General features: G+C 38.5%; 20 protein-coding genes and 1 riboswitch. Of the genes, 2 read left to right on the top strand and 18 right to left on the bottom strand.

Annotated elements, in window-relative coordinates:
- Positions 1-263: 263 nt before the first annotated feature.
- The 9 genes from cysC to GMJ66_RS00975 all read right to left on the bottom strand — a co-directional run bounded on the left by cysC (position 264) and on the right by GMJ66_RS00975 (position 10,383).
- A complete protein-coding gene (cysC, locus tag GMJ66_RS01015) occupies positions 264-863 on the bottom strand; it encodes an adenylyl-sulfate kinase (RefSeq protein ID WP_156288479.1) in 600 nt (199 codons plus the stop codon).
- An 18-nt stretch (positions 864-881) separates the two neighbouring features.
- On the bottom strand, positions 882-2,060 hold the full coding sequence (gene sat / locus GMJ66_RS01010; RefSeq protein WP_156288478.1) for a sulfate adenylyltransferase: 1,179 nt from the start codon (positions 2,058-2,060) through the stop codon (positions 882-884).
- A gap of 38 nt (positions 2,061-2,098) precedes the next feature.
- Positions 2,099-2,989 carry a sulfite exporter TauE/SafE family protein gene (locus tag GMJ66_RS01005; RefSeq protein ID WP_156288477.1) on the bottom strand — a complete coding sequence of 297 codons (891 nt, stop codon included), beginning with the start codon at positions 2,987-2,989 and terminating at the stop codon, positions 2,099-2,101.
- Between the two features lie 579 nt (positions 2,990-3,568).
- Entirely contained in the window at positions 3,569-4,186 is a 618-nt protein-coding gene (locus GMJ66_RS01000) for an NAD(P)-binding protein (protein ID WP_156288476.1), read from the bottom strand.
- A gap of 42 nt (positions 4,187-4,228) precedes the next feature.
- Positions 4,229-4,972, bottom strand: coding sequence for a sirohydrochlorin chelatase (locus tag GMJ66_RS00995; RefSeq protein ID WP_156288475.1), 744 nt, complete (start codon positions 4,970-4,972; stop codon positions 4,229-4,231).
- 15 nt (positions 4,973-4,987) lie between these two features.
- Positions 4,988-5,764 carry a uroporphyrinogen-III C-methyltransferase gene (cobA, locus tag GMJ66_RS00990; protein ID WP_156288474.1) on the bottom strand — a complete coding sequence of 259 codons (777 nt, stop codon included), beginning with the start codon at positions 5,762-5,764 and terminating at the stop codon, positions 4,988-4,990.
- Between the two features lie 23 nt (positions 5,765-5,787).
- Entirely contained in the window at positions 5,788-7,503 is a 1,716-nt protein-coding gene (gene cysI / locus GMJ66_RS00985; protein WP_156288473.1) for an assimilatory sulfite reductase (NADPH) hemoprotein subunit, read from the bottom strand.
- A gap of 23 nt (positions 7,504-7,526) precedes the next feature.
- Positions 7,527-9,362: an assimilatory sulfite reductase (NADPH) flavoprotein subunit gene (locus GMJ66_RS00980; protein ID WP_156288472.1), complete on the bottom strand. Its 1,836-nt coding sequence runs from the start codon at positions 9,360-9,362 to the stop codon at positions 7,527-7,529.
- 283 nt (positions 9,363-9,645) lie between these two features.
- Positions 9,646-10,383, bottom strand: a complete 738-nt coding sequence (locus tag GMJ66_RS00975; RefSeq protein WP_156288471.1) for a phosphoadenylyl-sulfate reductase — start codon at positions 10,381-10,383, stop codon at positions 9,646-9,648.
- A gap of 84 nt (positions 10,384-10,467) precedes the next feature.
- Positions 10,468-10,572: riboswitch (SAM riboswitch) on the bottom strand.
- A 188-nt stretch (positions 10,573-10,760) separates the two neighbouring features.
- Here GMJ66_RS00975 and GMJ66_RS00970 point away from each other — a divergent pair.
- Positions 10,761-11,351 (top strand): YitT family protein, encoded by a 591-nt coding sequence (locus GMJ66_RS00970; RefSeq protein ID WP_156288470.1) that lies wholly within the window; start codon positions 10,761-10,763, stop codon positions 11,349-11,351.
- Positions 11,352-11,356: 5 nt separating this feature from the next.
- Here the strand turns inward: GMJ66_RS00970 and GMJ66_RS00965 are convergent, their stop codons facing one another.
- From GMJ66_RS00965 to aceB, 4 genes are all read right to left on the bottom strand, one after another.
- Positions 11,357-12,901, bottom strand: a complete 1,545-nt coding sequence (locus GMJ66_RS00965; RefSeq protein WP_156288469.1) for a BCCT family transporter — start codon at positions 12,899-12,901, stop codon at positions 11,357-11,359.
- A 758-nt stretch (positions 12,902-13,659) separates the two neighbouring features.
- Positions 13,660-14,865 carry a murein hydrolase activator EnvC family protein gene (locus GMJ66_RS00960; RefSeq protein ID WP_156288468.1) on the bottom strand — a complete coding sequence of 402 codons (1,206 nt, stop codon included), beginning with the start codon at positions 14,863-14,865 and terminating at the stop codon, positions 13,660-13,662.
- A 242-nt stretch (positions 14,866-15,107) separates the two neighbouring features.
- Entirely contained in the window at positions 15,108-16,385 is a 1,278-nt protein-coding gene (gene aceA, locus GMJ66_RS00955; protein ID WP_156288467.1) for an isocitrate lyase, read from the bottom strand.
- A 20-nt stretch (positions 16,386-16,405) separates the two neighbouring features.
- Positions 16,406-17,995, bottom strand: a complete 1,590-nt coding sequence (gene aceB / locus GMJ66_RS00950; RefSeq protein ID WP_156288466.1) for a malate synthase A — start codon at positions 17,993-17,995, stop codon at positions 16,406-16,408.
- 348 nt (positions 17,996-18,343) lie between these two features.
- Between aceB and GMJ66_RS00945 the strand changes: the two genes are divergently transcribed.
- Positions 18,344-19,387, top strand: a complete 1,044-nt coding sequence (locus GMJ66_RS00945) for an aromatic acid exporter family protein (RefSeq protein ID WP_156288465.1) — start codon at positions 18,344-18,346, stop codon at positions 19,385-19,387.
- A gap of 217 nt (positions 19,388-19,604) precedes the next feature.
- Here GMJ66_RS00945 and GMJ66_RS00940 read toward each other — a convergent pair whose 3' ends face one another.
- From GMJ66_RS00940 to GMJ66_RS00920, 5 genes are all read right to left on the bottom strand, one after another.
- The gene (locus tag GMJ66_RS00940) at positions 19,605-20,237 is read right to left on the bottom strand and encodes a response regulator transcription factor (RefSeq protein WP_156288464.1); all 633 of its coding nucleotides are present in this window, start codon (positions 20,235-20,237) and stop codon (positions 19,605-19,607) included.
- The gene (locus GMJ66_RS00935; RefSeq protein WP_156288463.1) at positions 20,230-21,273 is read right to left on the bottom strand and encodes a sensor histidine kinase; all 1,044 of its coding nucleotides are present in this window, start codon (positions 21,271-21,273) and stop codon (positions 20,230-20,232) included. The genes GMJ66_RS00940 and GMJ66_RS00935 overlap by 8 nt, the downstream gene beginning before the upstream one ends.
- Positions 21,270-21,998 (bottom strand): cell wall-active antibiotics response protein LiaF, encoded by a 729-nt coding sequence (gene liaF, locus GMJ66_RS00930; protein ID WP_156288462.1) that lies wholly within the window; start codon positions 21,996-21,998, stop codon positions 21,270-21,272. Before liaF ends, GMJ66_RS00935 begins: the two co-directional genes overlap by 4 nt.
- Positions 21,999-22,081: 83 nt before the next feature.
- Entirely contained in the window at positions 22,082-22,711 is a 630-nt protein-coding gene (locus tag GMJ66_RS00925) for a PspA/IM30 family protein (protein ID WP_156288461.1), read from the bottom strand.
- A gap of 23 nt (positions 22,712-22,734) precedes the next feature.
- On the bottom strand, positions 22,735-23,085 hold the full coding sequence (locus GMJ66_RS00920; RefSeq protein WP_156288460.1) for a lmo0954 family membrane protein: 351 nt from the start codon (positions 23,083-23,085) through the stop codon (positions 22,735-22,737).
- Positions 23,086-23,316 lie beyond the last annotated feature (231 nt).

Here is a 23,316-nt window from a genome sequence, read left to right as displayed (position 1 = left end):
ATTTCTGCAGCGGTAGATAAAGCTCCAACATCATCTAAAGCCATTTCAGAGTTTATATCAACTACAAAGGATGAACGGCAATATAACTTAAGAAAAAAGCTAAAGATAAAATTTAACGATAAAAATCACATGTTATTTTTCACAAAAATAACATGTGTATGAATGAAAGAAGTTCTTTATTAAAATGGTTACATTCTAAAGTAAACCCATTACAAACTCTATAGTATTTACCTTTGTACATCCACTTTTGTTAAGGAATAAGTCTATAAATATCCATTCTCCCTTAAATAAGAAATAATAACGTCAACGGATTCTTCTATCGATTGTTCTTCTGTATCGATTGTAATTTCCGGTTGTAATGGCTCCTCATATGGGGCATCAATTCCCGTGAAATTTTTAATTTCTCCTGCTCGTGCTTTTTGATAAAGCCCCTTTGGATCACGCTCTTCACACGCTTCTAAGCTTGCTTTCACATAAACCTCAATAAACTCATTTTCTTCCAGTATCCATCTAACATTATCACGATCTTCCCGGTATGGAGAAATAAAAGCTGTCAATGTAATTAATCCCGCATCGACCATTAGCTTTGCTACTTCTCCAATACGGCGAATATTTTCTTTTCTATCTTCTGGACTGAAGCCTAGGTTATTATTCAAACCATGGCGGATATTATCTCCATCCAAACGGTATATTTGAATTCCTCGGTCAAAGAGCGCTTTCTCCAAAGTTACAGTAATAGTAGATTTCCCTGATCCGGAAAGACCTGTAAACCATAGCACAGCGCTCTTATGGTTATTCCGGCTTTGTCTATCTTCTTTCGTTACGTTGGAATCATGCCAGACGATATTGACTGATTTGCTCATTTTACCCCTCCTAATTGTTTAAACCTGCTGCATTCCCTTTATAAGCACAGCTGCAACCTCTGGACGAGAGAACTGTTTCGGTAAAGCTTCTCCATTGCGAAGCTTCCCACGCACTTTCGTTCCGCTTAAATGAACATGAGCATCTTTGTCATGCGGGCAAGTTTTAGCCGTTGCCATGTTTTCACATTTAGTGCAATAAAAGGCATGATCAAACTTCAGAATCTGAATTCCTAGCTCCCCTTCAAACTGACTGATTAACTCTTGCGCTTCATACGTTCCATAATAATCACCAACTCCTGCATGGTCGCGCCCAACGATGAAATGGGTGCAGCCATAATTTTTACGGACGATGGCATGGAGAATGGCTTCCCTTGGACCTGCATACCGCATGGCAGCTGGATAAATAACTAATCTAGCTCTATTCTCAGGAAAATAGTTTTTTAGAATAACCTGATAGCTTTCCATACGTATATCGGCTGGAATGTCATCCGATTTCGTTTCACCTACCAATGGATTTAACAACAGCCCATCCACTATTTCCAAAGCTGACTTTTGAATGTATTCATGGGCACGGTGAACCGGGTTACGGGTTTGGAAACCTACGACTGTTTTCCATCCTAAATCAGCAAACATTTCCCGCGTTTCTGTTGGATCTAAATAAAATTCTTTAAAATCATCATGTCGAGGACGGTTAAGCAAATAAATCGGACCTGCTAAATAAACATCCCCCTTTTCATAAACTCTTTTTACACCTGGATGTGCTTCATCTGTTGTACCATATACAAGTTTCGCTTCTTTTTCTTTATCATATTTGTACTTTTCTTCCAGCTCAAGCACCCCATATAATTGATTGTCCTCTCCATAAAGGGAAATGGATGTGCCGATATCATACTCCTCAGCCTGTTTCTCCGTTACAGGCAGTGTGATCGGTATACTCCAGACTAACCCACTGGAAAGTCTTGTTTCCTCAACAACTCGGGTATAATCCTCTTTTCCCATAAAACCTGTTAGTGGACTAAACCCACCAATAGCTATTAATTCCAAATCAGATAAACTCCATGCACCTAAGGTCAATCCCTTAAATGATGCAGCTTTTGCTATAAGGGCCTTCCTTTTCTCTCCATCCAACTCTCTTCGTATCAATTCTCCACCATGTGGTAATATTGTTGTCGCTTCGTTCGCTTTTGTTATCGTCATGAAATAATAGCCTCCCTAAATTATTATTTACTATTTATTTAGCTTACTTCACGCTGTTTATCTTTCTTTGGATTGATTTTGTTACGATAAATTGCAAAAAGAAGAAGTAACCCCCACCCTAAAAACAGAGATAAATAGATACCATTCTTTATAGAACTGTCACTAACCAGGAAATTCATTAAAATATGGGCATTGGTCACTATAATTAATCCCCCAACAATCGCTCCTAATAGATACAGTGGAATAACCCTAACCAACCAGGCTGCAATTGGAGCAGCAAATACACCACCAAAAGCAAAAGCACCGACCCACAACCAATTAATCTGTTCCCAGCCAAGAAACATTAAAAATCCGATGGACGCAGATAAGGTAATGGCAAATTCACTTGTTGATACGGTACCAATGACTAATCGAGGATTTACGCCTTTTTTGGATAATAACAGTGGCGTATTAATTGGTCCCCATCCACCACCACCTATAGCATCCAAAAAACCGGAAACAGCCCCAAGTGGGATAAGAACAATCGTTGATATCTTACGGTTTCCACCGTGCTGATTCATATCCATTTTAAATAAAAAACGATAAATAATGTAAATACCCATTGTTAATAAAAATATAGAAATAAATGGTTTAATAAGTTCCCCATTTAAATTGCTTAAAAGTGCTGCACCTAGAAATGCAGAGATAGAGCCAGGGATCATTAAACGAATCATTAATCCCTTATCCACATTCCCAAATTTAAAATGTGACACACCAGAAGCTGCTGTAGTCGCAATTTCAGATATGTGGATGGAAGCAGAAGCAACGGCAGGAGCCACGCCAAACATGAGCAGTAAAGAAGATGATGTCGCTCCAAAAGCCATTCCCAGCGAACCATCAATTAATTGGGCAAAAAAGCCAACGAGTGCGAAGAGAAGTAATTTTTGCATGACGGGCTCCTTTCTTTCAGCTGATTTCTAATCTTAGCTCTTTTCGTACGTTTGATTGCATTTTCATATTCGTAGTTGATATAAACTCCTGACTAATGAAAATTCATATGGTGATGCTCTCGCTTATTCTAATGATGATAGCGGACTTCATTCGCTTCGGCAGAATACTTACGGTTCGTGGGCACTACCTAAAGCCTCATCAAGGAAAACCGTAAGTGCGCCTCTAGGCTTCTATTAACGCTCCGTAGTAAGCTTTCTCGGCGCATGGGAACAAAGAAGATTACTCAGTAGTGCCCGCGCCGCTAAAGTCTAGACACGAGTGATAAATGCCTTCTAATGGTTGATATCCCGCATACACTAGTTGATATGTGCCCGCGTTGTGTTGATATTTTGCACAACGGTTGACATCTGCTTCTTTTATGGTCACCCGCGGAAGTCGTAGTGTATTTCCGTAGCGGTAAGTTGATGCTCCAACATCATTTAAAGTTAGTCCGAAGATTATATTTTTTGCGTCAAAAACAACGTTCTTTTCTATGTGACTAGTAATCGCAGTCCCAACTTTTTGAAAACAGCCTTAATCTATCTTTCCAGCCTTCTCTTTAGATATTCCAAAGCTTTCTCCTGCTTATCTTCATTTAAAAATTCATCGGATAACAGGTTATTTAACAGCTCTTTTTTTTCGTTTCTGTCAATAGAAGAAATTTTAATTAGCTTCCTGCATTCATACAAAAAATCTACATATTCCTCATAGCGCCAATCATAAACCTTTTCCAAATCACGCTTAATTTTAGAAGTGAGTATTGGGCTGGATCCACCGGTTGAAACACTAATCGATAATTTCCCCCGTTTAAAATATCCTGGAAACTCAATATTTCCTTGTTCAACATCTTCAACCATATTAAACAAGGTATCTGCAGGAACTACCTGTTTAATGGATTGATTAACTTCTGTGTGATTGGTAGCTGCAATCACGAGGAAAGCATCATGAATATCTTCCGGTTCAAAATATTTTTTCATCCAACTTAATAAACCCTGTTTCCACATGATATAAATTCCTTCACTAACCTCTGGGCTGATCACCGTTATAAAAGCCCCGCTTTCGACAAGGGAATAGACTCGCCGTTGGGCTACCACACCACCCCCAACAATTACAATATTTTTCTCATTTAGGTCTAGCATGAGTGGTATGCGGGCCATTTTTTTCACATCCTTTTACAACACCTATATATTTCCAGTCTTTCAAAAACGATAATCCGAATTGAATGACTCATAAACACGCTCCAATAGCGCCTGCTTCATCATTGGATGATCACCTAGATGACGGCAAACCACTATTTGTTTTTTTGTTTTTACATCATTTGCTTTTTGATTAATAAAGTTCATGAGCACACCAGTAAACCATAGATATGGAACGACAAATACTTGCGATGTCTCTTCTTCCAGGGCTTTCTGCAATGCTGTCTCAAATGAAGGCTTACAGACAGCCAAATAACAAACATCTACATCGCTAAATCCTGTTATATTCTCAAGCCGTTGACGAATGGATTCCATATCAACCTTCGTCTGTGGATTCGTGCTTCCCCTCCCAACAACTAATATTGTTGCGTCCTTATTTACTGGGATAAGCTGTTCTTCTATTCTTTCTTTTAAAATAGCCGTTAAACGATCTTGTACACCAAGCGGCTTCCCATAAATGAATTCTACCTGTGGGTATGTTTCCTTTAAATGTCGTATTTCCTCGGGAATATCATGAAAATAATGTCCGGCACTTAAAAGCAATACTGGAATAATCGATATTTGAGTTGCCCCTTGAAGAATTAAATTTTCAATTCCTTGTTCCACGTCAGGCTCTGCTAATTCCAAAAAGCAAATTTGCTGCAGGGAGATATCTACCTTTGATTTGACTGCTTCAATAAACGACAATGCTTCTGCACGTGCTTCCGAAAGTCTGCTTCCATGACTGACATATAAAACTGCTTTCAACGTTTCTCCCCCTTATTAACCAGAAACAATCTTTGCGGGAAATGAATCTTGAATTACCATATGTTCATACCACTGAATTTTTTCTCTGAGGAGAACAACGTCCCCGATTACAATCATAGCTGGATTTTCAATGCCCGCCGCTTTTTCTAATATATTGTCCAGTGTTCCGGTTACGGTTTGCTGATCCTCTGTTGTTCCACAATGGATTAATCCAGCAGGTGTCTTAGGTGAGCGACCATATCTAATTAAGTTTTCACAAATGTCCGGAAGATTTTTAACCCCCATATAAATACATAATGTTTCCGGACCAAGGGCCAGATGCTTCCAATATTCATCCGCGTTCGATTCCAGTGGCTTTACACCCGAAACAAAGGCTACCGATGAACTATAGTTACGGTGTGTTAATGGTATTCCTGCATAAGCGGGAGCAGCAGATCCAGCGGTAATGCCAGGAACGACTTCAAAAGCAATACCATTCTTCGCCAGAACTTCTGCCTCTTCTCCACCTCTGCCAAAAATAAATGGATCGCCTCCTTTTAGTCTTATTACAACATTTCCCTTCTTTGCAAACTCACAAAGCAGGCCGTTAATTTCTTCCTGCTTTAATGAATGATGGTCAGGACGTTTTCCGCAGTAGATTCGCCTTGCTGCCTTAGGAGCATAACTTAATAATTCTTCATTCACTAAACGGTCGTATAAAATCACATCTGCTTGTTGGATTAGTTTTAACCCTTTTACCGTAATCAGTTCTGGATCACCAGGACCAGCACCAACCAAATATACTTTCCCCATCCTTTCACCTCATTCATGTCATATTAACGATGGAAATCCAATCCTGAATGTACTTCTTCCACATAACCGGCACGGATGACAAAATCACCAAAATGTTCCCCTACTTCCCTTTCCTTCGCATAGCGAAACAATATAGGACGCAGGCTTTCTAATATTTCCGCCTCCCCAATATTCTCACGGTATAATTTATTCAAACGCTCCCCTGCAAAACCGCCACCTAGGTACATGTTATATTTTCCAGGGGCCTTCCCGATAAAAGCGATTTCTGCTAATCCAGGACGGGAGCAGCCATTTGGACAACCCGACATACGAATTACGATTTCTTCTTCTGTTAATCCTGCTTCATCCAAAATATCCTCCATCTTATCTACTAAAGATGGGAGATATCTTTCTGATTCTGCCATCGCAAGCCCGCAAGTCGGAAAGGCAACACATGCCATCGAATTTCTTCTAAGACCAGAGTAATGTTTCCCTTCTGTCATTCCGTATTTATCAATCAACTCATTAATTTGTTTCTTTTTATGACTCGTTACATTGGCAATAATTAAATTTTGGTTTGGAGTTAAGCGGAAATCACCTGTGTGGATTTTGGCAATTTCCCGTAATGCTGTCATAAGTTGATAATTTTCTGTGTCTTTTACTCTTCCATTTTGAATAAACAACGTAAAATGCCATCTGCCATTCCCTTTGGTCCATCCATATCGGTCCCCATTATGCTCAAAGTGGAAAGGACGTGCTTCCTCCAGGTTCCAACCTAACCTTTCATTAAGCTCCCCCTTTAGCCAATCTACTCCTCTAGCATCAACCGTGTATTTAAATCGGGCATTTTTCCGATCCGAACGATTCCCATAATCCCGCTGAATGGTTACAATCTTCTCAGCCACTTCCACCACTTTCTCTTTTGGACAAAAGCCAATAACACGACCAAGCTGTGGGTATGTATCCGTATTTCCATGTGTCATTCCCATACCACCACCAGCCGTCACATTAAAGCCAGCAAGCTCTCCATCTTCTATAATTGCAATAAATCCGAGATCCTGTGAAAACACATCAATATCATTTGACGGGGGAACAGCTATACCAATCTTAAATTTACGAGGTAAATATGTTTTTCCATAAATTGGTTCGACTTGTTCCTCATCTCTCGTATCCACTACCTTTTCTTTATCCAGCCAAATCTCATGATATGCTCCTGTTCTTGGAGAGAGATGATTACTTATATCCCCAGCCAACTGATGAACCTCTGCATGAACCTCTGACTGGTATGGATTAGGATTAGACATAACATTACGGTTCACATCGCCACAGGCCGCTAGAGTATCAAGTAATGTATCATTAATATCCTGCATCGATTTTTTTAGATTTCGCTTCAAAATCCCATGGAATTGAAACGCCTGCCTTGTTGTCAGCTTGAGGGTACCATTGGCGTATTTATGAGCAATTTCATCCATTACTAACCATTGGTCCGGTGTTGCCACACCACCTGGGACTCGAACACGAATCATAAACTGATAAGCTGGTTCTAATTTCTGTCTGCGGCGCTCATCTCGTAAATCTCTGTCATCTTGCTGGTAGCTGCCATGAAATTTTAATAGTTTTGTATCCTCTTCTGAAATCGCACCAGTAATCGAATCCGCCAGACCTTCTTTTATCGTTCCCCGCAAATAATTACTATCTTCTTTTATGCGTTCCATTTCATCCAGCTGTTCTTGTTTCTTAATATCTTTATGACTAGCCATTCACGATAACTCCTTTCGTTTCGTTAATAAACATCACGCTGATATCGCTTCTCTTTTCTTAATTGACTCACATAATTTTCTGCTTCCTCCTGGCTCATATCTCCCTCTTGTTTTAAAATCGTGATAATCGTATGATGAACATCTTTGGCCATATTTTTTTCGTCTCCACATACAAATACCGCTGCACCATCTTTTAGCCACTGATAGAAATCCTTGCTTTGTTCCACCATACGATGCTGTACATACACTTTTTCATCCGTATCACGGGAAAAGGCAACATCCATCCGAGTTAAAATACCTTCTTTTAACCAATTCTGCCAATCAACCTGATAAAGAAAGTCGGTTGTAAAATGCTGTTCACCAAAGAATAGCCAGGTTTTCCCTTTGATTTCTAACTCTTCTCTCTCCTCGAGGAAAGATCGAAATGGTGCTACACCAGTTCCAGGACCAATCATAATAACTGGTCTTTCTTCATCAAATGGAAATTTAAAATTCGGATTACGATGAACATATACCGGTAAATGATCGCCCGGCTGAACACGTTCCGCAAGCTGAACCGAGCATACTCCAGCCCGGTCTCTACCGTGTGCATGATATCTGACAGCACCAACAGTAAGATGCACCTCATCCGGATTTGCCTGATAGCTAGACGCAATCGAATATTCGCGGGCAGGAATTTTTCTAAGTATGGATACAAAATCACCTGGTTCCACTTGCTGTGGCGGATAATCTCTTACTAAGTCCAGTAAGTCCCTTCCGTCCAGATAACCCTTTAATTTCTCTTCCTGATCTGGTTGGAGCAAATGATTTAGTTCCTCATTTCCAAACAAGTCACAAGCTTTCGTTAACAATGGTTTCGTTAATCTAGTAATCTCAAAATGTGAAATAAGCGCTTCTCTTATAGAACGTATCTCACCTTGTTTATTCACCTCTACTGTTTCATCCGGATTCCAATTCAAGGCTTGGATGAGAGAATCTACCAGTCCTGTATCATTTGTAGGATATACACCTAAACTATCTCCCGGTTCAAATTGCAGGTTGGATCCCTCCAAGGCTAATTCAATATGCCTTGTTTCTTTGTTAGACCCCCGACCGTTTAAACGAATATTCTCCAACACTTCTGCCATAAATGGATTGGTTCTGGAATATACCGTCTGTTCAACAGCAAGGGATCCCGCTGCTTCCTGACCCGCAAGATTGGACTCGTCTTCTCCAGACTGATTTAATTCAGCTAAGACACCCTCCATCCACTCTGCAGCAGGCTCATCAAAATCCAAATCACAATCCACCCGATCATACAGTCTTTCTGCACCTAATTCTGCTAAGCGTTTATCAAAGTCCTTCCCTGTTTGACAGAAAAATTCATACGACTCATCCCCCAAAGAAAGGACGGAAAAGCGTACTCCATTCAACTTTGGTGCTTTTCTGCTGTAAAGAAACTCATAGAAGGAAATTGCATTGTCTGGCGGATCCCCTTCCCCATGTGTTGCACTGACTATCAGCAAATCCTGAACTTTCTTTAGTTCTTTTGGTTTAAAATCGTCCAGTGCGGATACCTTTACCTGAAACTGCTTTTCTTCTAATTTACGGACCATCTCTTCTGCTAGATTTTGAGCATTACCAGTTTCAGAACCAAAAAGGATGGTAACTTCCCTGGTTTCCTGCTTCTTTGCACTTTTCGGCAATACTTCGGTTAATGGAGGAGCAGCTGTACCATTTGCTGGAATAGATTCAACTTGCTGCGCTGACAGATAACCACTAAGCCAAATTTTTTGTTCAACGGATAAGGTGGGAAGCAGTTGGTTAAGATTTTCGGTTTGCTCTTTGCTAAATGGACTATTCGTTACAGTTAACTGCAAGGATTATCACCTCACTATAGAATTTTTAAGATTACTCACCTAATACCTAGTCCGTGTGTAACGGGACTTTCATAATGGAGTATACAAACCTTTTTACTCGGGTTTTTTAAAAAATAAAAACAGGAAATAATGCCACTCTATTGCAATCGTTCATTAGAAAAACGAATTCGCTTTCTGCTAAAATATATTTTTCTAATGTAAATAAAGCCCCGTTAAACACATTGTATTCCCACTGCTTTACTCAGGTATATGGTTAAAAAAATAGTTATTTATTCGTTTTACATTAGTTTGAACTTCCATCAACCGTATGAAGACCACATTCCGTTTTATTCATTCCGGCCCATCTTCCTTCACGGGAATCGCCAGCATCGCTTACTTGGGACGTACATGGTATACATCCAATACTCGGATAATTGTGATCATGCAACGGATTGTAAGGTAATTCATTCGCTTTAATATAATCCCAAACGTCATCCCAGGTCCAATGAATAAGTGGACACACTTTGACCGACTTGAACCGTTCATCCTTGTTAATGAAATTGGTATTTCTTCGGCTCGGTGACTGCTCTCTCCTTAAACCTGAAATCCAGGCTGGAACACCAGATAAAACATCTTCAAGTGGTTTTATTTTTCGAATAAAACAACATTGATCCGGATTCCTTTTCCACAGTGCAGAGCCATGTTCTTTTGCTTGTTCTTCCAATGTTAAATCAGGCTTTTTAATCTGGATGCGAAGACTTGGGTATTTTTCCTTTACTTCGTTAATCAAATCGTACGTTTCCTGAAAGTGAAGGTCTGTGTCAAGGAATACAATTTTTGCATCTTTTTTCACTTTGGAAATTAAATCGATTAATACCATTCCTTCCGCACCAAAACTGCACGAATAAATTATCGAGTCCCCATAGGTAGTATATGCCCAATCTAATATTTGGTGAGCACCTTTTGTATCATCACCTGCTGGAGCTAAATTCACAAAAGGATCTCCAGTGAAATTTTCATAGGACAGCATTTGATGAGACATTTCACTCCTCCTTCAATTATTTTTATTATCGAAAAAATCTCCTTACCTATTAGAAGATAAGAAGATTTTGTTCACAAAAATCATGTCTTATCTTTAGGTCACTTGCCTGGTGGAATTGGCACAGTGTTTATCAAAACCTGTTGCCGAAGCTTCATAGGGCCTTGCCCTCCACCTCTATATAAATAAAATCAGATGTTACTGGATATTTTATACAGTACATTTAAAAATGTCAACGCACTTTTCCGAAAATAAATTTATTTTAAACATTCTTAAAGTTCCTCTTACATTAGTCATCCTTCTTTTTCTTAAAAACCATTCTAGAATTATCTGCCAATCATATTATTAATAGTATGAAACTTGGACAAGGTGGCCATAGCATGTTTAAAAAGGGATTGGCAATTATTATTGGAAGCATTTTTGTAGCATTTGCTATAAATTTCTTCATCATACCGAACCATTTATTAGATGGTGGGATTATCGGAATTGGTCTGCTTGCAAAATATATGTTTGGCGTCAGGCCAGGATTAACGATTATTCTATTAAGCATTCCGTTATACGTAATCGCCTTCTATTACAAGCGGGTGTACTTTTATAATGGCATCCATGGACTTTTAGTATCGTCCTTTTTTATCGACCTTTTCCGTCCAGTTTCCTCCTGGAATCCCGAGGGGGGCCCAATTGTAGTAGGGGCCGTTATTGGTGGGGTTTTGATTGGTACAGGCGTTGGCATTATGCTTCTAAACGACATTAGTACAGGTGGTTCCGAATTGCTTGCTTTGATTATTTCCAATATAACGGCAATCAATGCTGGCATATTAATTTTTTGGATTGACTGCTTCGTTTTACTTATCGGTTCCTTTATCATACCAAAAGTTACTATTTTCTATTCCGCATGTATGGTGATTACAATCGCATTTACCACTTCCATAATCATTAAAAATTTCTCGTACAAAAAAAGAAGCAGCTAGGACTCTTATCCTTCAGCTGCTTTTTTTTCTGCTTCCTTCTTCTTTGCTTTGTATCGTTTATAATCTCTAGTTAACAACTTCCAAATGGATAAAACCATCACCATAAGAATAACCGTAAATGGCAGTGCTGATGTGAGAGAAGCAGTTTGTAATGCTTCCAGCCCGCCGGCAACGAGTAATACTACTGCAATCGCAGTAATTAAGATACCCCAAATCACTTTTACCATCAAGGATGGATTTAGAGAACCTTTCGAAGTCATACTTCCCAAAATATAAGTCGCCGAGTCAGCAGAAGTCACTAGGAATGTAAAGATTAATAAAATCGACAATAGGGATAAAATCGTTGTTAAAGGCAGTACTTCAAAAGTTTCAAACAAGGCAACGGTAACATCCGCGTTTACTGCCTGCGCGATTTCCGTCCCATTAAATAAGTCACTGTATAATGCCGTTCCACCAAATGTCGCGATCCATAAACATGCAATTGCTGGCGGTACAATTAACACACCAAAAACAAACTCGCGAATCGTTCGTCCTCTTGAGACGCGGGCAACAAAAGCTCCGACAAAGGGAGACCAGGCAATGGCCCAAGCCCAATAGAATATCGTCCAGTCGTGTACCCATGTTTCATCCGTATAAGGGGTCATACGTAAACTATACTGCAGGAAATTAGATATATAGTCACCTAAGGCTAATACAAATGTATCCAAAATAAATACAGTCGGTCCTGCTATAAATACGAAAACCATGAGTACTAAAGCTATCCCTAAATTAAGATTACTCAACCATTTAATCCCTTTATTTAATCCTGTACTTGACGATGCTAAATAAGCAATAAGCATTACTACAGCGATAGCTATTTGTACCCAAGTAGAACTTGGAATACCAGCAACTGCAGTTAACCCACCATTTAACTGCATAATCCCTAGTCCTAATGATGTAGCTACCCCCATTACAGTTGCTATCACAGCTAGGGAATCAATCGTATTTGCTGTAATTTTATTTTTCCCAACAACCGGTTCAATCGCAACAGATACTAATCCTTTTTCGTCTTTTCTAAATTGAAGATAGGCAATAACTAAACCGACAATGGCAAAAACAGACCATTGACTAATCCCCCAGTGGAAGAAAGAATAACTCATCGCTTCCCTTGCCGCTTCTGGAGTAAGCCCCTCTATATCGGGGTACGGACTAATAAAATAGTGACTCATTGGCTCCGCTACCCCCCAGAAAACAAGGGAAATCCCAAATCCTGCAGAGAATAACATTCCAATCCATGTAAAAAATGGAAAATCTGGTCGTGAATCCTGAGGACCAAGCCGCGCTTTTCCAAACTTACTTACGGATAACAAAATTAAAAATAGCGTAATAATGAAAACAGCTAACAAGTAAAACCAACCGAAATTAGTTGTTGTAAAATTAAATAACGATTGAGCAACTTCTCCAAACCTTACCGGAAATATTGCTCCAGTAAGTGCTAGCAATCCTACAATAATAGATGATACGTAAAATACTGAATTATGATAAGCTCGTTTTTTCTGTTTTTTCTTCATAACAGTTCCTTTCCTAAGAGAGTTAAATGTTTTATGTAACAATTATTTTAGAGAAAGAGAATCTGGAATACCCCTGTTTCAGTATTAGTAACTTTCCCCGTAAACCATTATACTAAACATTACATTCGGATAAAAACAATAGGCAGTTGAAAGGATAAATTCATGTGAAGGAGAGACAACTTTGTAACTATCTTTAAACCTGGTCAATATCATGGTCCAAGAAGATTCAAGAAGGATTAAATAAAAGCAGAAAAAATTTTGGAAAGCGCATAAGAAAATCAAAATAGAAATTTACTGTATTATAAATAGAAAGTCATTCACTATTATCAAAGTAGAATTTAGATCCAATGTTACTGACATCATTAGAGAATGAAGCAAAAAGAACCGTCCCATCGCTTCATTATAATACTCAACATCCAACTCACCTTTCTCTATGATAAAGTCTAGCTTAAAACTTTTAGATAAAGTGAACCTTCAACCAGTGGGGGGGTTCCTGATTGTTATTACTACAAGGAGAGAAAGACCTCGTAGTCCCTTGAACGAACCGGGCTTTTACTGGCTACCCGTCCCCACTTTCCATTCTTGGATTCCCCTCGAATTCCTGAAGTAGGGATCTTGGAGCCAGTTAACCCGCGATAATCTAATCTCACTGACATAATGGGCGAATGAAGCAAGAACAGCCCCCTCTCTTAACCTCTACTAATTTCAAAAAAATCCACCCAATAAGGTGGATTTTTTTGAAATATTATTTTAAGCTATTATAAATAGTCTTCAGGATCTACACGTGTTCCGTTTTTGTATGCTTCAAGATGTAAGTGAATACCAGTAGATCTACCAGTCGATCCCATAACACCAATTTTTTGTCCTTTACTTACTTTCTGTCCAGTACTCACACTAATAGATGACAGATGAGCGTATAAGGTTTTCATACCATTACTATGTCGTATTACTACTGTATTACCGTACCCGCCATTATTAAAACTAGCAGACTCTACTACACCCTCCAACACTGAATAGATTGGAGGTATAGTACTTCTATCCGTGCGTGCGATATCTGTTCCATTATGACTACGCCCCCATCTTGGCCCCATTCCACTAGAAATATAGCCACCATCTGTTGGCCATGCAAAGAGTCCACCGCGTGAACCACTAGATTTCTGTTGTCCACTGTCTGAGTTACTTGAACTATTGAAACCAGAAGTACCAGAAGAAAGTGTTGTCAGCTGTGAAGAATTATTTATACTTTCCTCAATTTCCGCAAGTTCACTATCTTTTATCTTTAATTCTTCTTTCTTTTTTTGTAATTCTTGTTCCTTAACTTTTAATTCGTCCTTTTTCTTTTCATTTTGTGCCTTTTGGTCTTCAATCAATGCCTGCATTTCTTCAAGTTCTGCTTTTAATTGTTTGGATTCTTCGAGCTTGTCAACTAAATCATCTTGTTTCTCTTTCACTAACTTTTTGTCCGCTTCTTGACTATCAATTAGATTCTTATCAGACTCCGTAATCTTATTAACTGTTGTTACCCTACTAATAAAGTCTCCAAAGCTCTCAGAACCAAAAATCACCTCTAAATAGGTTATGGTCCCTCCCGATTTCTGGTAAGATACAACCCGATCTTTCAAAATTTCATAACGCCTTTCAATAGACTTCTCTATTTCTGCTATCTCTTCTTTTAATTTCTCAATTTCATTTTCAGTATCTTCAATTTCCTCATTTGCCTCATCGAGCATTTTTTCATTTTGTTTTAATGATTCTTCTACACGTTCAATCTCTTTATTAAGTTCTTTTAAATCAATTAAAACATCAGCAATTTTAGCTTCAGTATCTGATAAATCCTTCTTAAGCTCAGACCTTTCATTTTTCACGTCATCTATATTATTAGCAGCATCTACAACTGTTGTACCAAAAAAACTAGAAAATCCCATTATTGCAACGGTTGATAGTACTATACCTATCTTTTTCATCGTAATCCCCACTCCCAAAGTCCTACTTTATGTAAATAGTCTTATGTCACTATATGTATCTATAATAATATTATCCTATAAAAATACTTGACGTTTCGTAGTATATCATGTAAAAATTTCACACATATTATATTAATGTTACAATTATATTTCAAAATGCGACATAAACCGTCATAAACAACTAAAAAAAGCACCTATTCTTGTAAAAAGAATAGGTGCTTTTTTTACAAAATATAAGAACATTAACTAGTAAACTGCTCGATTTCTGTCGAGCCTTTCAATGCAGTAGTGGACGATGTACCGCCAGATACTACCTGAGCTACTTCATCAAAATAACCTGTTCCGACTTCACGCTGATGCCGTGTTGCCGAATATCCATACTGTTCACTGGCAAATTCTTCCTGCTGCAATTCAGAATATGCTGCCATTCCTTCCTCTTTATATTTTCTTGCTAATTCGAACATACTGTGATTCAGTGCATGGAACCCAGCTAATGTTACAAATTGGAATTTATAGCCTATCTCTCCTAATTCCTTTTGAAAATTGGCAATCTCTGAGTCTGATAATTTCTGTTTCCAGTTGAATGATGGAGAACAATTATATGCCAAAAGTTTATTGGGATATTTTTCATGGATGGCATTGGCAAATTTTCTAGCTTCCTCGAGATTTGGTTCTGAGGTTTCACACCAGATCAGATCCGCATACGGTGCATATGCAAGGCCACGAGCAATCGCCTGGTCAATGCCTGAACGTGTACGGAAAAATCCTTCTGCAGTTCGTTCACCGGTTATAAACGGTTCATCATACGGATCTACATCACTGGTAATTAAGTCTGCAGCATTCGCATCGGTCCTAGCAATAATAATGGTTGGTGTTCCCATCACATCTGCAGCAAACCGGGCAGCAATTAAATTACGTATAGCCGTTTGGGTTGGTAGTAACACTTTTCCACCAAGATGCCCGCATTTTTTCTCGGATGACAATTGATCTTCAAAGTGAACTGCAGCTGCTCCAGATTCAATCATCGACTTCATTAATTCAAATACATTCAGCTGGCCGCCAAATCCTGCTTCAGCATCTGCCACAATCGGCACAAACCAGTCAATGTCTTCCTTTCCTTCTGCATAATGAATTTGATCCGCACGCTGCAATGCCTGATTAATCCGTTTAACCACATGTGGTACACTGTTTGCAGGGTATAAGCTTTGGTCGGGATACATTTGCCCTGCTAAATTGGCATCAGCCGCTACCTGCCATCCACTGAGGTAAATTGCCTGTAATCCAGCTTTGACTTGCTGAACGGCCTGATTCCCAGTAAGTGCTCCAAGGGCATTCACGTAACTTTCCCCATTAATAGATTCCCATAGTTTATTTGCGCCACGGGTTGCGAGTGTATAATCGATATCAATCGATCCCCTTAAACGAATGACATCCTCTGCCGAATAGGGGCGTTCAATTCCCATCCAACGCTCGTTATTTTCCCACTCCCGTTTTAATACTTCTGCACGATTCATCCCCATTTTTCATTTCCCCCTTTATATTAGTTATCATTTAATTGATCATAAGCTGGTAATGTTAAAAACTCCACAAACTCATCTTGACTCACCAAATCACGGAAAATATCAGTTGCTTTTACATAGCTGCCATCATTAAATGCCTTTTCTCCAACTTGCGCTTTTATTTTTGCAAGTTCTTCATCTATAATTCCTTCAACTAAATCCAGTGTAATATCCAATCCATTATTCATCTTTCCTTTAGGGTGACGAATCCATTGCCAGATTTGAGCCCTGGAAATTTCAGCCGTTGCTGCATCCTCCATTAAATGATTTAATGGAACAGCCCCCATTCCTCTCAACCATGCTGCCGTATATTGAATACCTACATTTATATTGGTCCGCACTCCATCCTCAGTAATATCCCCCGTTGGAATTTCCACTAAATCCTCTGCCGTAACTTCTATATCATCTCGTTTATTAAAAATTTGATTCGGTGTAGGCATCCCTTCATCAAAAACATCCTTTACCAGTTGTACCATTCCTGGATGGGCAACCCACGTTCCATCATGACCATCCCTTACTTCTCTTTCTTTATCTGCCCGAACTTTTTGAAAAGCATTTTCATTTGCTTGATCATCGTTTTTCACAGGAATTTGTGCGGCCATTCCACCAATAGCTGGTGCATGTCGTTTATGACAGGTTTTAATTGCCAGTAAAGAATAGGATCGCATAAACGGGACTTCCATCGTTACAACCGAACGATCTGGCAAAATTACATCTGGATGGTTTTGAAATTTTTTAATGTAACTGAAAATATAATCCCAGCGGCCACAGTTTAATCCGGCAGAATGCTCCCGAAGTTCATATAAAATCTCATCCATTTCAAATGCAGCTGTTATCGTTTCAATGAGTACAGTTGCTTTAATTGTTCCTGGTGGAATACCAAGGTCATTTTGGGCAAAGACAAAGACATCATTCCAAAGCCTTGCTTCTAAGTAACTTTCTAGCTTTGGCAAATAAAAATATGGTCCGGTCCCCCGCTGCAGGAGTTCTTTTGCGTTATGATAAAAATAAAGTCCAAAATCTACTAAACTACCAGACACAGGTCTCCCTTGAACGCTTAAATTCTTTTCTTCCAGATGCCACCCTCGTGGTCGAACAATTAATACTGCTGTTTCATCATTCAATGTATACTGTTTGCCGCTTGCAGCCGTAAAATCAATTTGCCGTCTAATCGCATCTTTTAAATTTATTTGTCCTTGCATTATATTTTCCCAAGTTGGTGATGTAGCATCTTCAAAATCTGCCATAAAGGTTTTCGCTCCGGAATTTAACGCATTAATGATCATTTTCCGATCCACAGGTCCGGTAATTTCTACCCTGCGATCCTGCAAATCTTTCGGAATTTGGGCAATCGTCCATTCGGTCTCTCTAATGGATGTCGTCTCAGATAGAAAATGTAATTTCTTTCCTCTATTTAGTTCCTGCTGTCCTTCCATCCTTCTTTTCAACAAATTTCTTCTTCGTTCATCAAAATGAAGATGCAGTTTTTCTATAAATTCTAGTGCTCCTGGTGTAAGAATTTCCTCATATTTCAGCTCATTTTCAATTTGTATCTCGGAGTTTTTTAACATCTTACAGCCTCCCTGTTATATTATAGATAACAATTAAATATATTGTTATATAACATGATGTGCAAAAAAATTAGTCCTCTCTTTTCGATAGACAATAATCACAAACCATAGAATAACTTTTTGCATCTACTTCTTTTCCACATTCTGGACATTTGATTGTTTTCATTTATTTCACCCCTTTTATATAACAGAAAAATATTATCTGTTTATTGTTATAATACAGTCTATTCGATTATTTTGAAAAATGCAACCCTTTTTTAAAATTTATTTGAAAAATTTTTTTGTTTGTAGGAGAATAAAAAAAGGAATAATAGGATGGACAGTGGATATTATTGGAGTTGAATGTAGTTGAAGAGATATCGATTTGTTGGCAGCAGAATTGTAAAAACAGGTGTTGCTGTTTTTTTAACGGCATTCATTTGCAAGTTAATTGGTTGGCCGCCCGTATTTGCGGTTATAACAGCCATCGTTACCATAGAACCAACCGTATCCGATTCCATCAAAAAAGGACTAATACGTTTTCCTGCTTCTGCCATTGGTTCTGCCTATGCCGTTTTATTTATATCCCTATTTGGCAATTCATCACTTACCTATATGTTGGCTGCTGTCTGTACGATTACAACGTGTTATAAATTGAAATTACACGCTGGGCTACTTGTTGCTACTTTAACATCTGTTGCAATGATTGAAGTGATTCACAGTAATTTTCTCATTTCCTTTTTTATTCGATTAGGTACGACGACTATCGGGCTGGGTGTATCAACGATTATAAATATGTTCATTCTTCCGCCAGATTACCGGGAACATATCGCGAAGCATGTACAGCATATTTCCAAGCAAACAGGGATTGTCATTGAAACACTTTTCCGTATTATGTTAGAGAACAGGGACCCGTCCAGCCTGAAACAAAAAATGCTTTATGAATTAGAAGAAGAAATCTCAAAAACAGAAATACTTATCCGTTTCCAGAGAGATGAAGCAGCGTACCATCCACTTGCTAAAAGTGAACGTGAAGAATTTCATCATGTCGAGTCCCAATTAAGTAATTTACGTTTGATTCATTATCATATTGAAAATTTAATTTATACACCTATAGATAATTTGTCATGGTCAGAAGAAGAGCGAATGGTGATTATGAAGGCAGTGAGGCAGCTAGTAACTGTTTTTCGTGATCCTTCAAGCTATGACAAGGAAAATTATCATGAAAAGCAATATGAACTAATGGAAGTTTTTTGGGAAGATAACGCGGAAATAACAAGAAATAATGAAATCCATCCTACTACATTTCCAGCGGAGTTAATCATTTTATATGAACTGTTATCGATTTATGAATTGGTGGATGAATCTTTTCAAAATCTGGAAGAAGACAGCAAGGAAGCAACTGATGAATAGAAAGATGAATTAGCTTTTTTGGCTACGATTCATATATTGGTTATATCCTAGAACAGTTCTCAAATTTGATGGATGGGTAACAGTTATTCGCTCAGCCTTTAGCGAAGGTGTTCTTTTCATCCTTTAGCATCTACAATTTTTTTCGCTTTCCTAACACAGCCACACTTTTACAAATGAAATGGAGTGTTTGGCAGAGGTTTTAATTTTGCATGTTTTTCTACTCCACCAAACGATGTTTAAACGCATAAATAACCGCCTGCGTCCTGTCCTGTACTTCTAGTTTTCCTAAAATATTACTGACATGGACTTTCACTGTTTTAAGAGATATAAATAATTCATCCGCGATTTCCTGGTTCGTCTTTCCTTGGGTCATTAACAATAAAACTTCCATTTCCCGTTCAGTTAACTTATGATATAATTCATTATCAGGCTTTTTCCTCATTTTGGTCATAATTTTCCCTGTTACCTCTGGCTCGAGAATGGTTTGCCCTTCAAAAGTAGCCCGAATCGCTTTGGCAATTTCCTCTGCCTTGGATGTTTTTAACATATAGCTTGTTGCCCCGGCTTCCAATGCTGGATATACTTTTTCATCATCAAGGAAACTTGTCACAATAATAATCTTTGCTTCTGGCCATGCTTTGATAATTCGCTTCGTTGCCTCAATTCCGTCCATGTCTTTCATCACCAGGTCCATTAAAATAATATCCGGCTTCAGATCCAGCGCTAATTGCACTGCTGGTGCGCCATCATCCGCTTCTGCAATGACTTCAATATCGGACTGCGCAGATAGATATGATGAAACACCGATACGTACCATTTCATGATCATCAGCAAATAATACGCTAATCATCTTCGTTTTCCTCCTTTCCTATTATCGGGACTTTCACTTCCAGCTGTGTACCTTGATTCGGCAGACTGATCAGTTTAAACGTACCACCTATTTCATAAGCACGTTCACGCATATTTTGTAAACCATAAGAGCCGGTTTTCATGTTTTCCATTTCAAATCCAACTCCATTATCCACTACACGTAAGATGATTGTTTCATCCCGTTCAATTAACATCACTTGCAAAGTGGTTGCTTTAGCGTGTCGTAGTGTGTTGGATAAAGATTCTTGAAGGATTCGAAACAGCTGATCCTCCACTCCCTTATCCATCGGAAAAGACTCGATTTTTTGTTTCATTTCCATCGGGACTTTTTGAGTAAGCTCCTTCAGTAATTCTTTTACCCCTTCCTGCAGTGACTTTCCTATTAAGGCGACAGGTCGTAAATGCAGCAATAACGCACGCATTTCAAGTTGGGATTGATGAATCATTTTTTCTACCATTTGCAATTGCCTTTTCATTGTTTCATCTTTTGGCGAGTTGGATTCATTAATTGCCGACATCATCATGGAAGAAGCGAACAGCTGCTGACTAACGGAATCATGAAGTTCTCTGGCTAAGCGGCTGCGTTCCTGTTCTAGAATTTCCTGCAATCTTTTTTCCCGTTCTTCGGCACGCTCGGTGGCCAGGCGCTGAGATAATTCAACTTGCCTTTTCATTTTATCCTGTAAATCGTTCATGTGTTGAAATATTCCTTCTAATTCTTTATAGGAATCACTATCGGTTGATAGTTTTTGTCCTTTCACTAACTCATCCAGCCCTCGATCCACGTAATAGATCCGTTGTTTCCAATAAAATCCAATCGTTAATCCAACAATAATTCCAATTACAATTGCCGTACCTAAAATCCAGAATAAATAAGATACATTTCCGAACTTCTGGTTCCAGATTAACGTCCAATCCTCTAACGGAAAAAATAAAAAGGTTATCCCAAGTATCATTAACGCAATTAATAGGGAGAACATAACCGAAGTGAGAACATGGCGAATAATAAGATTCATATCCGCTTCACCTCAATATCTCCAGAGAATACAGACGTGATGATTTTAACTCTTGGGAAGGTGGTATCATAATTTTCTGTTTGATATAACAACGATTTATTCATTAATTTCCAATGATGTTTTCCAAAAATATGTGCACGACCGAACACAGAACTATGATGAATGCTTACCTCCACCTCGTAAGGTACATGCACTTCGATTTTCCCCATAACGTGGCGGATGGAAATAACTGCAGTATCATTAGGCAATACCGTATTGCTCAAGTCAATCACCTTGTCACCATAAACGCTATGGATATTAATATCACGCCAGCCATATGCGGTATCATCTGTTTTTTGATCTTCAAACCATTTATGATCAAACAATGGCTCCATTTCGATTATAGTTCCTTGCTTTATCTCTGATGCAGAAGGAGTGGGTGCGATAAACTCCACTTCTTTTTTATTCCTCGCGTATTCCAAAATCCATAATACTAATATCGCTGCAATAAGGAATCGAACAGCCAGTATGTTAAATACGGAAAAGATAAAGCTAATGAGGAAAATCCAAAATAGTATTTTCCCCCATAATTTATGAAAATTTTTCCAGCCAATATAAATAAAAATCGCTGAAAATAGAGCATGTATTAAAGATCCGCCCTGGAAAAAGATAAATTCAAAAACAAGGAGGACAACTCCAATGATCAATATCCAGTTTAATGTATCTGTCTGAAAACGCTTGAACATAAAAGCACCCTCCTTCCGTGTAAAATACAGGTGCAGTCGCACCTGTATTAGTATATCATGATTTTATCACCTGTACGGCAGATTTAAATACCGCTTTCTTTCATTCCTTTTTCCAGCTTGGTTATCTTACTGTCAAATGTGCTGCGATAATATGAACTATTTACCTTATACTCCAAGCCTTCAATATATCGCTCCATTTCCGCAAACTTAGAAAATGGTTTTTCTGCGACTTCTTCCATCACTTTATTCATTTGGTGATTAGCATGAGCAATGTTCTCACGTCCCATTAGTTCCATTCTTCTAAGATGCATATCCTTTAAACGATGCTTCATCTCTTCATATTTTTGCTCCAGATTCTCTAATTGTTCTGTCGCTTCTTTCCGGGAAATTTCCATTCGTTCAGCTCTTGCTTGATATTCTTTATGTTCTTGCATCGCAAATTGATACATTTCTTCTTCTTCCGCTTTTTCTACAATTTTTGCTTGTATCAAACGCTTTTCCGCGAGCTCTTTCGCTTTTAGATATTCCTTGGTAAACTCCTCTTTTAATTTATACTGACGTTCGATTAGTTTGCGAACCTTTTCTTTTTCCTGTTCTGCTTGTCGCAAGTACTGATTGAGTGCCTTAATTGGATTCTTCTGTTCCTTCTTATCCAATACGTCATGCAAATCTGCCTCTACCGAATCTTTAATACGTGTAAAAATATTCGCCATTTCCTTCCGCTCCTCTAAAAATTTTATTTATTTAACTCTACCCATTGACGTTCAAAATTGGTAAATGGATCATCATCATCTACAACTTCTACAACGGAATCATCATGATTTCTCCAGTTTTTATAAATGAGGTATAATGCATATGCTGCAACTAATCCTATCACCGCGTATATATTGGAAAAAGCGATACTGGCCACCAACAGACCAAGGATAATCCATCCAATTTTTGCAGCGGTTGAATCACTCCTCTTAAACTTTTTAAAGATGATATACAGAAGCCAGATACTGAGCCCAAGCAAGACCATTGGACCAAGGTTTGCTAATAAAACGATTATGGCAACTAATCCACCAATAAACAGCATAAACTTTTTCATGTTTTGCCTCCTTTCCTTATCTTGATTCCATCATACCGAGAAAGAAGATTTCTAATAATGAGCTTGAGAAATATTTTCGAATAGGTCTTGAGGCTTATTTGCGGTAAGACTGTGGTTATGACTGGAAATAGAAGGGTTCAAAGCAGAGAATTTCGTGGGTTTAATTGAGATGTATTTACATCACAAGGGGATGGAGAATAACAAAAGGACTAGGACAGGATTTTTTATGTA

The organism is Oceanobacillus salinisoli, from assembly GCF_009733865.1.
Classification (GTDB): Bacteria; Bacillota; Bacilli; order Bacillales; family Amphibacillaceae; genus Oceanobacillus; species Oceanobacillus salinisoli.
Note: the sequence above shows the minus strand (reverse complement) of the source record. Positions and strands in the feature narration are given on the sequence as shown.